11 protein-coding genes are annotated in these 13,521 nt (G+C 61.5%); 9 read left to right on the top strand and 2 right to left on the bottom strand.

Features of this window, described 5'->3' with window-relative positions; genetic code table 11:
• Positions 1-69: 69 nt before the first annotated feature.
• The 4 genes from ACR1XU_RS18190 to ACR1XU_RS18205 all read left to right on the top strand — a co-directional run bounded on the left by ACR1XU_RS18190 (position 70) and on the right by ACR1XU_RS18205 (position 5,219).
• Positions 70-1,710 (top strand): thiamine pyrophosphate-dependent enzyme, encoded by a 1,641-nt coding sequence (locus ACR1XU_RS18190; RefSeq protein ID WP_480909109.1) that lies wholly within the window; start codon positions 70-72, stop codon positions 1,708-1,710.
• Positions 1,707-2,900, top strand: a complete 1,194-nt coding sequence (locus ACR1XU_RS18195) for a pyridoxal phosphate-dependent aminotransferase (protein WP_480909112.1) — start codon at positions 1,707-1,709, stop codon at positions 2,898-2,900. Before ACR1XU_RS18190 ends, ACR1XU_RS18195 begins: the two co-directional genes overlap by 4 nt.
• Positions 2,900-4,243, top strand: a complete 1,344-nt coding sequence (locus tag ACR1XU_RS18200; RefSeq protein ID WP_480909114.1) for an MmgE/PrpD family protein — start codon at positions 2,900-2,902, stop codon at positions 4,241-4,243. The genes ACR1XU_RS18195 and ACR1XU_RS18200 overlap by 1 nt, the downstream gene beginning before the upstream one ends.
• A gap of 70 nt (positions 4,244-4,313) precedes the next feature.
• Complete coding sequence (locus tag ACR1XU_RS18205) at positions 4,314-5,219, top strand: LysR substrate-binding domain-containing protein (RefSeq protein ID WP_480909117.1); 906 nt, start codon at positions 4,314-4,316, stop codon at positions 5,217-5,219.
• Positions 5,220-5,389: 170 nt separating this feature from the next.
• On the opposite strand, the gene ACR1XU_RS18210 is transcribed toward ACR1XU_RS18205, so the two are convergent.
• On the bottom strand, positions 5,390-6,091 hold the full coding sequence (locus ACR1XU_RS18210; RefSeq protein ID WP_480909120.1) for a GntR family transcriptional regulator: 702 nt from the start codon (positions 6,089-6,091) through the stop codon (positions 5,390-5,392).
• A 77-nt stretch (positions 6,092-6,168) separates the two neighbouring features.
• Between ACR1XU_RS18210 and ACR1XU_RS18215 the strand changes: the two genes are divergently transcribed.
• Positions 6,169-6,708 (top strand): HutD/Ves family protein, encoded by a 540-nt coding sequence (locus ACR1XU_RS18215; protein ID WP_480909123.1) that lies wholly within the window; start codon positions 6,169-6,171, stop codon positions 6,706-6,708.
• Here ACR1XU_RS18215 and ACR1XU_RS18220 read toward each other — a convergent pair.
• On the bottom strand, positions 6,705-8,069 hold the full coding sequence (locus ACR1XU_RS18220; protein ID WP_480915646.1) for a formimidoylglutamate deiminase: 1,365 nt from the start codon (positions 8,067-8,069) through the stop codon (positions 6,705-6,707). The genes ACR1XU_RS18215 and ACR1XU_RS18220 overlap by 4 nt on opposite strands.
• Before the next feature lie 81 nt (positions 8,070-8,150).
• Between ACR1XU_RS18220 and hutI the strand changes: the two genes are divergently transcribed.
• The 4 genes from hutI to hutU are packed head-to-tail and all read left to right on the top strand — an operon-like array spanning position 8,151 to position 13,367.
• On the top strand, positions 8,151-9,362 hold the full coding sequence (gene hutI / locus ACR1XU_RS18225) for an imidazolonepropionase (RefSeq protein ID WP_480907886.1): 1,212 nt from the start codon (positions 8,151-8,153) through the stop codon (positions 9,360-9,362).
• The gene (hutH, locus tag ACR1XU_RS18230) at positions 9,359-10,897 is read left to right on the top strand and encodes a histidine ammonia-lyase (protein WP_480915647.1); all 1,539 of its coding nucleotides are present in this window, start codon (positions 9,359-9,361) and stop codon (positions 10,895-10,897) included. Before hutI ends, hutH begins: the two co-directional genes overlap by 4 nt.
• On the top strand, positions 10,894-11,688 hold the full coding sequence (hutG, locus tag ACR1XU_RS18235) for an N-formylglutamate deformylase (RefSeq protein WP_480907890.1): 795 nt from the start codon (positions 10,894-10,896) through the stop codon (positions 11,686-11,688). Before hutH ends, hutG begins: the two co-directional genes overlap by 4 nt.
• Positions 11,685-13,367 (top strand): urocanate hydratase, encoded by a 1,683-nt coding sequence (gene hutU / locus ACR1XU_RS18240; protein ID WP_480907893.1) that lies wholly within the window; start codon positions 11,685-11,687, stop codon positions 13,365-13,367. Before hutG ends, hutU begins: the two co-directional genes overlap by 4 nt.
• Positions 13,368-13,521: the final 154 nt, after the last annotated feature.

The following is a 13,521-nucleotide window of genomic DNA, read 5'->3' on the forward strand; positions in this document are numbered from 1 at the left end:
CGTGAAGAATTCAGTTTCGATCTTTGCTTCCGACTGAAAAACATGGACTCTGAAACAGGAGGCAATGTGATGCGGACAGGCGGACAGGTTTTGATCGACATGCTGCGGGTCAACGGTGTTGAGGCCATTTTCGGTGTCCCCGGTGAAAGTTATCTTGCGGCCCTGGATGCGCTGCATGATTGTTCGAACACACTAAAGTACTACACGACACGGCAAGAGGGCGGCGCGGCCTTCATGGCGGCGGCGTATTCGGACGCCACAGGCAAGCCCGGAGTCTGTTTCGTGACACGGGGCCCCGGGGTGACCAATGCCTCCATCGGGGTACATACTGCGCAACAGGGCTCGACCCCGCTGATCCTGCTGATCGGTCAGATCCCACGCACTCATCGCGACAAGGAGGCGTTTCAGGAGGTCGATTACCGTCGGTTTCTGGGCCATATGGTGAAATGGGTGGCCGAAATCGACGATCCCGCCCGCATCCCGGAATATGTGAACCGCGCCTTTCGCACCGCCCTTTCGGGACGGCCCGGCCCGGTGGCGCTGGCTCTGCCCGAGGATATGCTGGCCGAACTGACCGACGCCACCGATCTGCCACAGGTCAAACTGACCCCTCCCGCACCCACACCTGCCGATCTTGAACAGGTGTCCGCGCTTCTGGCCGAAGCCGAGCGCCCGCTGCTGCTGTTGGGCGGCACCTGCTGGACCGAAGAGGGGCATGCAGCCGCGATCCGCTTTGTCGAAGACCACGGGCTTCCGGTTGCCGTAGGGTTCCGCCGCCAGGGTCTGTTTCCGCATGACCACCCCAATTTTATCGGGAATCTGGGTTTTGGCGGCAATCCGATGCCAAATGAATACGCGACATCTGCTGATCTGGTGATCGCACTGGGCGCGCGCCTGAATGACGGGACCACACTGAAATTCAGCCTCATCCAATCGCCCCAACCGAATTGCAAGCTTGTCCACATCCTGCCGGGTCCCGAGGATCTGGGGCGGCTCTATCAGGCCGACCTGCCCATTCTGGCCGACCCGAACGAAGCTGCAAAATCCCTGGCCTTACTGCCAGTCGCAAAACGCCACTCGCCTGCCAGCGCGCGTGCCGATTACCAGGCGATGCGCGCCCTGACTGTCCAACGCGGTCCGGTCGACATGGCCGAAGTGATGCGCGTGCTGAACTCCACTTTGCCTCGGGAAACTACGATGACCACCGGTGCGGGCAACGCGGCCGACTGGCCCAACATCCATTTCGACTACCGTCAGTTTCTGGGCGCTCTGGCCCCGATTTCCGGCGCGATGGGAATGGGCGTTCCGGCGGCGGTCGCCGCCAAGGTGGTGCGCCCCTATGCACCAGCCGTCTACATCGCCGGGGATGGAGATTTCCTGATGAACGGTCAAGAGGTGGCGACGGCAATTCAATATGGGTTCGATCCCATATTTATCATCGTTGACAACAGCATGTACGGCACCATTCGCTCCAATCAGGAGCGAAAGCATCCCGGACGTACTTCGGGCACCTCACTGACAAACCCCGATTTCGCGGTCGTCGCGCAAGGCTATGGCGCACATGGCGAGCGGGTGGAGACGACCGCCGATTTCGCACCCGCGCTGGAACGCGCAATGGCATCCGGAAAAGCCGCCGTCATCCATATTCTTGTTGGCCCCGACAGTCTTGGCCCAAATCTGACCCTGACTGATCTGGCGGAGGCATCATGATGCTGTCCCGACTGGTCGACGCGCTGCCCGCATCACCGATCATCGGTGTCTTCAACAAAGCCTTCGAAATGCGGCAGGCCGGGGCCGATCTGATCGACTTTTCCGTGGGCGAACCGGATTTCGACACCCCCGCCCATATTTGCGCGGCCGGGATTGCCGCCATTCGGGCGGGCGACACCCGGTACACTCCGACCGACGGAAACGGAGCCGTCAAGGCGGCCGTGATCGAAAAGTTCCGCCGGGACAACAACCTGACCTTCTCAGCACAAGAAATCATCGTCTGTTCAGGCGCGAAGCCGTTGCTGGCAACCGCCATTCAGGCAGTCCTGAACCCAGGGGACGAGATGATCCTGCCTGTGCCGCTCTGGGCCTCTCACTTGGGTATGGTTCAGGCCGTGGGCGGAACGCCGGTTTTGGTCGACACTGCAGACAGCTGCTTCAAACTGACGCCCGAAATTTTTGAAACGGCAATCACGTCCCGGACGCGGCTGATGATGATCTGCTCACCCTCCAATCCGACCGGAGCCGTGTATTCGGCCACCGAGCTGGAGGCGCTGGCCGTGGTCCTCAGACGCCATCCGCAGGTCTATGTGATCTCGGACGATCTGTACGAACACATTATTTTCGATGGCGCGGAGTTCGAGACCCTGGCTGCCGTCGCGCCGGACCTGCAGCAGCGGATACTGACTGTGAACGGCGTGTCGAAATCCTACGCCATGACGGGCTGGCGCATCGGGTTTGCCGGTGGGCCCGAATGGTGGACCAACGGTATTCGCAGCCTGTTCAGCCAGACCAATGGCGGTCCGTGCTCGATCAGTCAGGCGGCGACGGTGGCGGCTCTGATCGGGCCGCAGGAATTCCTGAAGAACTGGTGCGCCATCTACCAGAAGCGCCGCGATCAGGCTTTGACCGGGCTGGCCGAAATCGAAGGGCTGCAAACACAGAGCCCCGGCGGCGCGTTCTATTTGATGCCCGATTGCGGCGGACTGCTTGGACGCCGGACGCCCGAGGGTAAGATACTGACCAGCTCGACCGAACTGGCGGCCTATTTTCTGGAACACGGGGTCGTCGTGGTCCCCGGGCCCGGATTTTCATGTGATCCGTTCTTTCGCATGTCAATCGCAACGTCTGAAAACAATATATCGGAAGGTTTGAAGCGCATGAAATCCGCCGTGGACTTGCTGAGCTGATGGGACACAGATTCGACCAGTTCGCCGCCAATCTGCGTTATGATGATCTGCCTGAAACCGTCCTGTGGACGCTGCGCCGGTCCTTTGTCGACACGATCGGCGTGGCGGCCGTCGGCGTGACCACCGAGATGTCGGGCATCGCACGCCGCGTTGCACCGATGATATTCGGGGCGGGCTCATCCGGTTCGGCGAGGATTCTGATGGATGGCCGCTCGGTCAGCCCTGTCGGGGCCGCCATGGCCGGCGCATTCACAGTGGACAGTATCGACGCCCATGACGGTACCACCCCGTGCAAAGGTCATGCGGGTTCAGCCGTGTTCCCGGCGATGATCGCAATGGCACAGGCCAGCGGCAATCAGATCGACGGCAAGCGCTTTGCCGAAGTCCTTGCCACCGCATACGAAGTCTCCTACCGTGCCGGGTTGGTGCAACACGCAACCTGCGCTGATTACCACACCTCGGGCGCGTGGACCGCCGTTGGGGTCGCCGCCGCCGGAGCCAAACTGCTGGGTGGTAACGCGGAACAGATCCGGCAGGCCGCAGGGATCGGGGAATACCATGGCCCCCGCAGCCAGATGATGCGCTGCATCGACCATCCCACCATGGTTCGCGATGGCGTCGGTTGGGGCGCGCCCTCGGGGGTGACGGCGGCTTACCTGGCAATGGAAGGGTTCACCGGTGCCCCGGCGCTGACCTGCGAGGGCGAAGACGGCGCGGAATTCTGGGCCGATCTGGGCACCGGCTGGCGGCTGGTCGACCACACGCATTACAAGGCCTATCCCTGCTGCCGCTGGGCCCATCCCTCGCTCGACTCCGTACACGACATGATGCAGAAACACGGTTTCACCCACGAACAGGTGGACAGCGTCGAAATCCGCACCTTCCACTATGCAACACGGCTGGCCGGTCACGAACCGCAAACTCAGGATGAGTTCGCCTATGCAATCGCCTTTCCCGTCGCCGCGATGCTCGTACGCGGTCAGGTGGGCGTCGACGAACTGAGCGCCGAGGCCCTACGCGACCCCGACATCCTGCGCGTAAGCCGCACCATCAAGCTGATAGATGATCCGGAAATGACCCGCATCAGTACCGACAAACGCTGGGCGCAGGTGACAATCATCCTCAGGAACGGTCAGCGGATCGTGGATGAACCCCGCACACCGCGCGGTGACGCGGACATGGCACTCAGCGACGACCAGATCACCCAAAAGTTCCGCATGCTCGCCGCTCCGGTTCTTGAGGAATCCCGAGCCGAAGAAATCCGCGACCTGTCCGCGCAGTTCGATCAACTGTCGGCACAAGACTTGCGGCATCTGTTTGATCTGTGCACGGCTCCCGTATAAGGGGACAGGACTGGGAGCAGCGTATCATTTGTTCTAGGGTCCGCACGTTGGCCCGTAACCGGATGTTCAGATGTCACGCAAGATACCGCCATTTGCCGCCATTCGCGCGTTCGAAGCCGTCGTACGACTGGGGCGCAACGTCGAGGCCGCGCGCGAGCTCAATATCACTGCCTCGGGCGTGAGCCATCAGATCCGGTCACTCGAAACCTTTGTCGGCGCGACCCTATTGAAGCGCGGAGCACATCAGAGCGTCGAACTGACAGACGAAGGGAAAGCGCTGTTCGGCCCCGTGCGCCAAGCCCTGGACACGCTTGATGCCGCCTTCGCCGAATATACCGGCGACAAGAGCGGGCAAACCGTGTCGGTCCATATGTACCAGTCACTGGCCAACATGTGGCTGATCCCGAACCTGCCCAATCTGCGCGAGGCAGCGCCGAACGTGACCGTCAAAATCATCACCATGCCAGAGGAAATCACCCTTGCAGGCAGTGACGTCGACATGGCGATCGTCTTTGCCGACAAACCCCCGCAGGAGGCACGCTGCGTCAAGCTGTTCGATGAGATCATCCAGCCGGTTTGCGCCCCCGATTATCTGGAGGCCAGAGGCAGCATTCCACTGCCCGAAGAGATGCAGTCCGAGCCGCTGATCAGCAGCCACCACCACGCGAATGAATGGAGCCGTTGGTTTTCAGCAGCTGGTCTGAGCGAGATTTCATGGAAACCGGTCGCCGAGATGGATAATCGCTCGAACGCCCTGCAGGCCGCCAAAAGCGGGCTGGGCTGGGCCATGGACCGCCGCCCCTTTGGTGAGGAAAGCCGGCGCAAGGGCCAGTTGGTCGCGCCCTTTGATCTGAGCCTTCCGACCGGCAATGCCTACTACCTGCTGACTTCGTACCGCGCCGACGGGTCGCGTGCGGTCACTCAGTTCCGCAACTGGCTGCTGCGCATTTGCGCCAGAGAATTCCTGCTCAGGTAAGTTGTTCTGTTTCGCGCTTGAGTTAATTCAGCGACGGGAAATGCATCTGTGCGTGTTGCTTCGAAAACCTGAGGCAACGGCATTAGAAGGCTGGTCTCAAGCTGAACAGGTTTCAACGGGAATATTCCCGTATTCTTCGACCGCCGGACAATGCCTGAGGGCGGCCGCGGTCAATAGGTTGTGCGCATCTGATAACCTTGGTGGAATGTCATGCGCACGAACGTGACGGGTTTGTTCTGAAACCATGTCGTGCGTTCCAGCTGGAACAGCGGTGTTCCGGACGGGACGGACAAAAAGTCCTGCAACGCGCCTGTGGCGGGGACGGCCGAGAATGCGATTTCCGCATTTGAAAATGGCACTTCAGCCAGCAGCCATTCGTTGGGGCCAACGGTCAGAAAATCTTCGTTCGCAACATGGGGCACGGCGTCGATATTGATCCAACGCTCTTCGAACTGGAAAGGGCGGTTGTCGGCGTGGTGCATACAGGACAGATGAAGGACCTGCGCCGCCTCGGGCAGGCCTAACTTGGCCTGCAGCCAGGCCGGGCAGGCAATGACAGTTCGGCTGACAAGCGCATAACGGTATTCGGCATTCATCTCTTCGATGGTCTGACGAACCACGGTGATGGGCAGTTTTGCCTGTTTGACCGGCATAGTGACCACGCGGGTGCCGCCCTTGCGTTTTCGGGTGACGATCCCCTGATCTGCCAGTTCGCGCAGGGCCCGGTTGACCGTTGCCCGGGCGCAGCCGAACTCAGCCGCCAGTTCCAGCTCGGTCGGCAGCAGGCTGCCCTGCGGCCAGACACGCGTCTGGATGCGGTTCAGCACTTCATCGCGGATCGCCTGAAAGCCTATGTTTTTCTGCTCGGTCAAGTTCTGCTCACTATATCATTTTGCCCATATTCATATTATGTCCAGATTAATGACAACATGCAAAGAAATTGACCCGCATGCGTATCAGGCTTGAGGAGACGGCAGCCGCCCCCTGGGCCAATGGCGGTGGCGTGACCCGTGAACTGGCCGTCCAGCGGATCAAAAATCAACTCGACTGGCGCATAAGCGTTGCCGAGATCGGCCGTGACGGGCCATTCTCGCGCTTTCCGGGTCTGGCGCGGGTGCACACGATCATCGACGGGGCCGGGCTGAATTTGCAAGGCTCGACCGACATTTATAAGGCCCGGCCGTTCAAGCCGCTGTATTTCGATGGGGCGTTGCCGCTGAATGCGCGGCTGCTGGGCGGGCCGTGCCGGGCATTCAATGTGATTTACGATCCGCAGGCTATCACGGCCAGCGTGGATGTTCATATAGGTGCACAACATTTCGATGTGGCACCGTTTGAATTCGTCTTTGTTGCCAGGGGTATGGCTGCCACGTCAGTTGGCGTTCAGTTGATCGCGGGAGAGGCGGAATGGCCGGATGACGCCTTAACCGTCACTCCGGCCCCTGATGCCATAGTCCTGTCTGTCCGATTTGCACAGGTTCGGGCCTAGAGACCAGACAAAAGCCCGGCCATGGCCGCCCGGTAACCGGAGATGATCTGGTCCCGCGCCACGTGGCGGCCATTTTGCACGCGATGGCGGCCGGCAGACCACAGGTCTGTCACCACATGGTCCTTTGCGGCAAATACTAGCCCGTCCAGAAGTTGGTCCGGGCGCAAGGCACACAAGGCTGGGTTTTGGCCGTCCACAGCCACGAGGTCGGCGAGCTTGCCCTCGGCAATCTGCCACGCATCGCGGCCAAGCGCCTGCGCGCCACCCTCTGCCGCGCCGCAATAAAGCGTCCGCCCGACCGAGCCCTCGCCCACGACTAGCACATTGCGCGACAAATCGCGCAGACGCTGGGAATACTCCAGTGTGCGCAACTCTTCAGTCAGGGATATCAACACGTTGGAATCCGAACCCACGCCAAAGGCGCCGTTTGCAATTAGGTAAGTCGGGCCGTTGAAAGGACCATCGCCCAGATTGGCCTCGGTCACGGGGCAGAGGCCCGCAACGGCACCGCTGGCGGCCATGGCGCAGGTCTCGGCTTCGGTCATATGCGTGGCGTGGATCAGGCACCAGTTCGCATCGACCGGCGCATTGTCCAGCAGCCATTCAACCGGGCGCGCACCCAGACCCGCCTGCACTTCAGCCACCTCCTTCGGTTGTTCGGCGATGTGAATGTGGATCGGGCCAGCGCCCTGCGCGGCGATAACCTGCGCCAAATCTGCTGGCGAGGTGGCACGCAGGGAATGCGGTGCGATGCCGACCCGGCAGTCATCTGGCAGATCACCAAGCGCGCCACGGGCTTGCTCCACCAATTTGCAGAAACGGTCCACATCGTTGCCAAAGCGGCGCTGGCCACTCTCCAGCGGCTTTTCCCCGACGCCCGCATAGGAATAGAGCACCGGCAGATGCGTCAGTCCAATCCCGGTCTCGGCGGCAGCGGCCATGATCCGGTCCGACAGCTCGGCAAGGCGGTCATAAGGCGTCCCGTCCGGCTGGTGATGCAGATAGTGGAATTCGCCGACCGCGGCATATCCGGCCTCCTGCATCTCAAGATAAACCAACGCCGCGATGGCCTGAACCTGTTCGGGGCTGAGATGGCCGGTAAAGCGATACATCAAATCGCGCCAGGTCCAGAAACTGTCGCGACCGGCCAGACGATACTCGGTCATCCCGGCCATGGCGCGCTGGAAGGCGTGACTGTGCAGGTTCGACAAGGCAGGCAGCAGAATGTCGACGCGGGTATCTTCATCACACGCCGCGGAATCCGGGGTCAGGCGCGCAATCCGCCCGCTTTCGACCTCAAGCCGCAGGTTCTCTGCCCAGCCAGTGGGCAGCAGGGCGCGATTTGCGAATATGGCTGTCATGTGTGTCTCCGCTTTATGGATAGACATATGACATAAAGACCTGTACCAGAAAAGAGAGAATTGCAGGGGAGAGGGATTCGAATGCAGGCCCGCGATCATCTGTTCACCGATCTGCACGCAGCGACGATGGTGGAAGCTGCCAATGCCTATGGTCTGATCGAGGATGCCGCGATTGCGGCTGTGGATGGTCGCATCGCCTGGGTCGGCCCGCAGACCGAACTGCCCGCTGAATTTGCAGCGCTGCCCCGGACCTCGTTCGAGGGCCGACTGGTGACACCTGCATTTATTGACTGTCATACACATGTGGTCTTTGGCGGCCACCGCGCGGTCGAGTTCGAGATGCGGCTGAACGGCGCCAGCTATGAAGAAGTGGCGCGTGCAGGCGGCGGCATCATCTCGACCGTGAAGGCGACGCGTTCAGCCAGTTTCGAGGATTTGGTCACGCAGGCGCTGCCACGGGTGGATGCGATGCTGGCCGAAGGTGTTTCGGTGATCGAGGTCAAATCCGGCTACGGGCTGGATAAAGAAACCGAATTGAACATGCTGCGCGCGGCAAGGGCGCTGCCACGACATCGCCCTGTCCGGGTCGTGACCAGCTTTCTGGGCGCCCATGCAGTTCCGGTTGAATATCAGGACCGCCCCGAAGCCTATATCACCGAAGTCTGCATTCCGACCCTGCGTGCCGCCCATGCGGAAGGGTTGGTGGACGCGGTGGATGCCTTCTGCGAAGGGATTGCGTTCCTGCCCGAGCAACTGGTGCCATTGTTCGATGTGGCCACAGAATTGGGACTGCCGATCAAATGCCATACCGAACAGTTGTCCAATCTGGGCGGCACGAAACTTGCCGCATCCTACGGGGCGATCTCAGCCGATCACATTGAATATCTGGACGAGGACGGCGTTCAGGCCATGGCGGCCGCCGGCACGGTCGGAGTCATCTTACCCGGTGCCTTCTACACCCTGCGCGAAACACAAGCCCCGCCAATCGACCTGCTGCGCAAGCACAAGGTACCGATGGCGCTGGCCACAGACTGCAATCCGGGTTCTGCGCCAATGACCTCGCTTTTGCTGGCGATGAACATGGGTTGCACCCTGTTCCGGATGACGCCCGAAGAGGCGCTGCAAGGTGTCACCACCCATGCGGCACGCGCGCTGCGCCTAGACGATTGCGGCCGTATCGCCCCCGGTTTGCGCGCCGATCTTGCCGTCTGGAATGCAACGCACCCGGCTGAACTGGCCTATCGCATCGGCTTCAACCCGCTTCATTCCCGCATACTCGGAGAACTCAATTGACCACCCTGACACTCACCCCCGGCTCTGTGTCTCTGGCGCAACTGGAACAGGTATACCGGGAAGAATGCGCGGTTCGGCTAGACCCGGCCTGCCGCCCCGGCATTGAAGCTGCCCATGCGCACATTGCCGATGCGGCAGCAGGTGATGCGGCGGTTTATGGGGTCAATACCGGGTTTGGAAAACTGGCAAGCGTCAAGATCGCGGCCGAAGATACGGCGACCCTGCAGCGCAACCTGATCCTGTCCCATTGCTGTGGGGTGGGGCCGGCCATTACGCGCGCCCATGCGCGGCTGATGATGGCGCTGAAACTGCTCAGCCTCGGGCGCGGTGCATCCGGTGTGCGGCTGGAACTGATCGACCTGCTTGAGGCGATGCTGGACAAGGGCGTGACCCCGGTGATCCCAGCGCAGGGGTCCGTGGGCGCGTCGGGTGACCTGGCTCCGCTGTCGCATATGGCCGCAGTGATGATGGGCGCAGGCAAGGCCGAGTTTGGCGGCACCGTGATGCCGGGCAACGAAGCACTGGCCGCGGCCGGTCTGATCCCGGTCGAGCTTGGCCCCAAAGAAGGTCTGGCCCTGATCAACGGAACCCAGTTTTCAACCGCGTTTGGGTTGGTCGGTCTTTTTGGTGCGTGGCAGGCCGCTCAAAGCGCGCTGGTTACATCGGCGCTGACCACCGACGCGATTATGGGGTCAACCGCGCCATTGCAGCCCGAGATTCACACATTGCGTGGCCATCGCGGCCAGATTGAGGCCGGGGCCACGATGCGCGCATTGCTGGCCGGATCGGTGATCCGCGAAAGTCATCGCGAGGGCGACACGCGGGTGCAGGACCCTTATTGCATCCGCTGCCAGCCGCAGGTCGTGGGTGCCGCGATGGACGTCCTGCGACAGGCCGCCACGACGCTCGAGATCGAGGCCAATGCCGCGACCGACAACCCGCTGGTGCTGGCCGACGCGGGGCTCATCGTCTCGGGTGGCAATTTCCATGCTGAACCCGTGGGGTTTGCCGCCGATATGATCGCGCTGGCGATTGCGGAAATCGGGGCCATTGCGCAGCGCCGTATCGCCCTGATCGTGGATCCGGTGCTCAGCTTTGACCTGCCGCCCTTCCTGACCCCCAATCCTGGGCTGAACTCGGGGCTTATGATTGCCGAGGTCACCACCGCCGCCCTGATGAGCGAGAACAAGCATCTGGCCAACCCCTGCGTGACAGACTCGACCCCGACCTCGGCCAATCAGGAGGATCACGTGTCCATGGCCGCCCATGGTGCACGACGTCTGGGGCAGATGGTGACCAATCTGGAACGCATTCTGGGGGTCGAACTGCTTTGCGCCACGCAAGGGATCGAGTTCCGCGCGCCGCTGCCTACCAGTGAAACCCTGCAGGGCGTGATGGCGCGTCTGCGCGCGGTGGTTCCTCCCCTTGGCGATGACCGCTATACCGCCCCGGATATCGAAGCCGCCTCGGTTCTGATTGCCAGTGGTGAGATTGCCAATGGCACAGAGATAGAAATGCCCAGGCTTGGCGCATGACCCATCCGGTGGAAATCATCCGGGGCGACAGCCCCCTTGTGCTTGGGTTGCCCCATACGGGCACCTACGTGCCGCCTGACATCAAGGCCAGGCTGAACGACCGCGGCCGGGAACTGGCCGATACGGACTGGCATATTGACCGACTTTACGACGGGCTTCTTCCGGGGGCCACCACGGTGCGGGCCACATTCCACCGTTATGTGATTGATGCCAACCGTGATCCGTCGGGCGTGTCTCTCTACCCCGGGCAGAACACCACGACGCTGGTGCCGCTGACGGATTTCGACGGGCATGACATCTGGAACCAGCCACCTTCCGAGGCAGAGATCACCGAGTGCCGGGAAACGTTCCATGCGCCGTATCACGCAGCGCTCGAGGCCGAACTGGCGCGGGTGAAGGCAATTCATGGAATTGCGGTTCTGTATGACTGTCATTCGATCCGCAGCCACATTCCATTCCTGTTTGACGGTGTCCTGCCGGACATGAATCTGAGTACCAATGGCGGGACAACCTGCGCGCGCCAGATCGAGGCCATTGCCCATGAATTTGCCGCCTCGTCCCCCTACAGCAGCGTATTGAACGGGCGGTTCAAAGGCGGGTGGACAACCCGGCACTACGGCCGTCCGGCTGAGGGCCTGCACGCCATTCAGATGGAACTGGCCCAATCCACCTACCTGACCACAGAAAGCCCGCCCTGGTCCTATGACGACCGCAAGGCCACCCGCCTGCGCCGCTGGCTTTCCGACATTCTGGACGCCATCCAAGACACTGCACTGGAGCTTGCCCCATGACCGACCCCCGCAAGAACACCCGCGACATCTTTCCGCCAACCGGCCCTGAGCTGAACGCCAAAAGCTGGATGACCGAAGCCCCCCTGCGGATGATGATGAACAACCTGCACCCGGACGTTGCTGAAAACCCGCATGAACTGGTGGTCTATGGCGGCATCGGGCGCGCAGCGCGGACGTGGAAAGATTTTGACACCATCGTCGCCAGCCTCATGGATCTGGAAGAGGATGAAACGCTGGTGGTGCAGTCCGGCAAGCCGGTGGCCATCGTGCGCACCCATGCCGATGCTCCACGTGTGCTGATCGCCAACTCGAACCTTGTGCCGCACTGGGCCAACTGGGATCACTTCAACGAGCTCGATAAGAAGGGCCTGATGATGTACGGCCAGATGACCGCCGGCTCGTGGATCTATATCGGCACGCAGGGCATTGTTCAGGGCACTTACGAAACCTTCGCCGAGGCCGGACGTCAGCATTATGGCGGCGATCTGAAAGGCAAGTGGATCCTGACCGGCGGCCTGGGCGGCATGGGTGGCGCACAGCCTCTGGCCGCCGTCTTCGCCGGAGCCTGCTGTCTAGCGGTCGAGTGCAATCCCGACAGCATCGATTTCCGCCTACGCACCAAATACCTGGACGAAAAGGCCGAGACGCTGGACGAGGCGCTTGAGATGATCGACCGCTGGACCAAAGCGGGAGAGGCGAAATCCGTCGGCCTCCTCGGCAATGCCGCCGAAATATTCCCCGAAATCTATGCCCGGATGCAGGCCGGCGGCATGCGTCCCGATATCGTCACCGACCAGACTTCGGCACATGACCCGGTCAACGGTTATCTGCCCCTGGGCTGGACCATGGCACAGTGGAAAGACAAGCGCGAAACCGATCCCAAGGCGGTCGAAAAAGCGGCACGGGCCTCGATGAAACAACACGTGGCCGCCATGGTCGATTTCTGGAACGCAGGTGTTCCGACACTGGATTATGGCAACAACATCCGGCAGGTGGCACAGGATGAGGGTTTGGAAAACGCCTTTGCCTTCCCAGGATTTGTCCCGGCCTATATCCGTCCGCTGTTTTGCCGTGGCATTGGCCCGTTCCGCTGGTGTGCGCTGTCGGGCGACCCCGAGGATATCTACAAGACCGACGCCAAGATGAAGGAACTGTTCCCCGAGAACACCCATCTGCACAACTGGCTCGACATGGCGCAGGAACGTATCGCCTTCCAGGGTCTGCCCGCGCGCATCTGTTGGATCGGGCTGGGCGACCGTCACCGCGCCGGGCTGGCGTTCAACGAAATGGTCAGAAACGGCGAGTTGAAAGCACCTGTCGTCATTGGTCGCGACCATCTGGACAGCGGTTCTGTCGCATCACCCAACCGCGAGACGGAGGCAATGCTGGATGGCTCGGACGCCGTCAGTGACTGGCCGCTGCTGAACGCGCTGGTCAATACTGCCTCAGGCGCCACATGGGTGTCGCTGCACCACGGTGGCGGGGTCGGAATGGGGTTCAGCCAGCATGCAGGCGTCGTGATTTGCGCCGACGGCACGGATGCGGCCGCCAAACGGCTTGAGCGCGTCCTGTGGAACGACCCGGCCTCGGGAGTCTGGCGGCACGCGGACGCCGGCTATGACATCGCAAAAGACTGCGCCCGCGAACATGGCCTGCGCTTGCCCGGCATCCTGGGGTGAATGTAAGTGGCGGAGGGGTTGCCCCTCCGCATCTGTACTGAAGATTGCGATTGCTACGGAAGCCCGCAAGGCCTAGGCCTTGCGACACCTGAATTCAGGTTCGAACGCCGTGGTGATCGCGCGCTCCATTATCTTGGGCGACCCGATACTAACG

The organism is Ruegeria sp. D1(2025) (assembly GCF_056536425.1).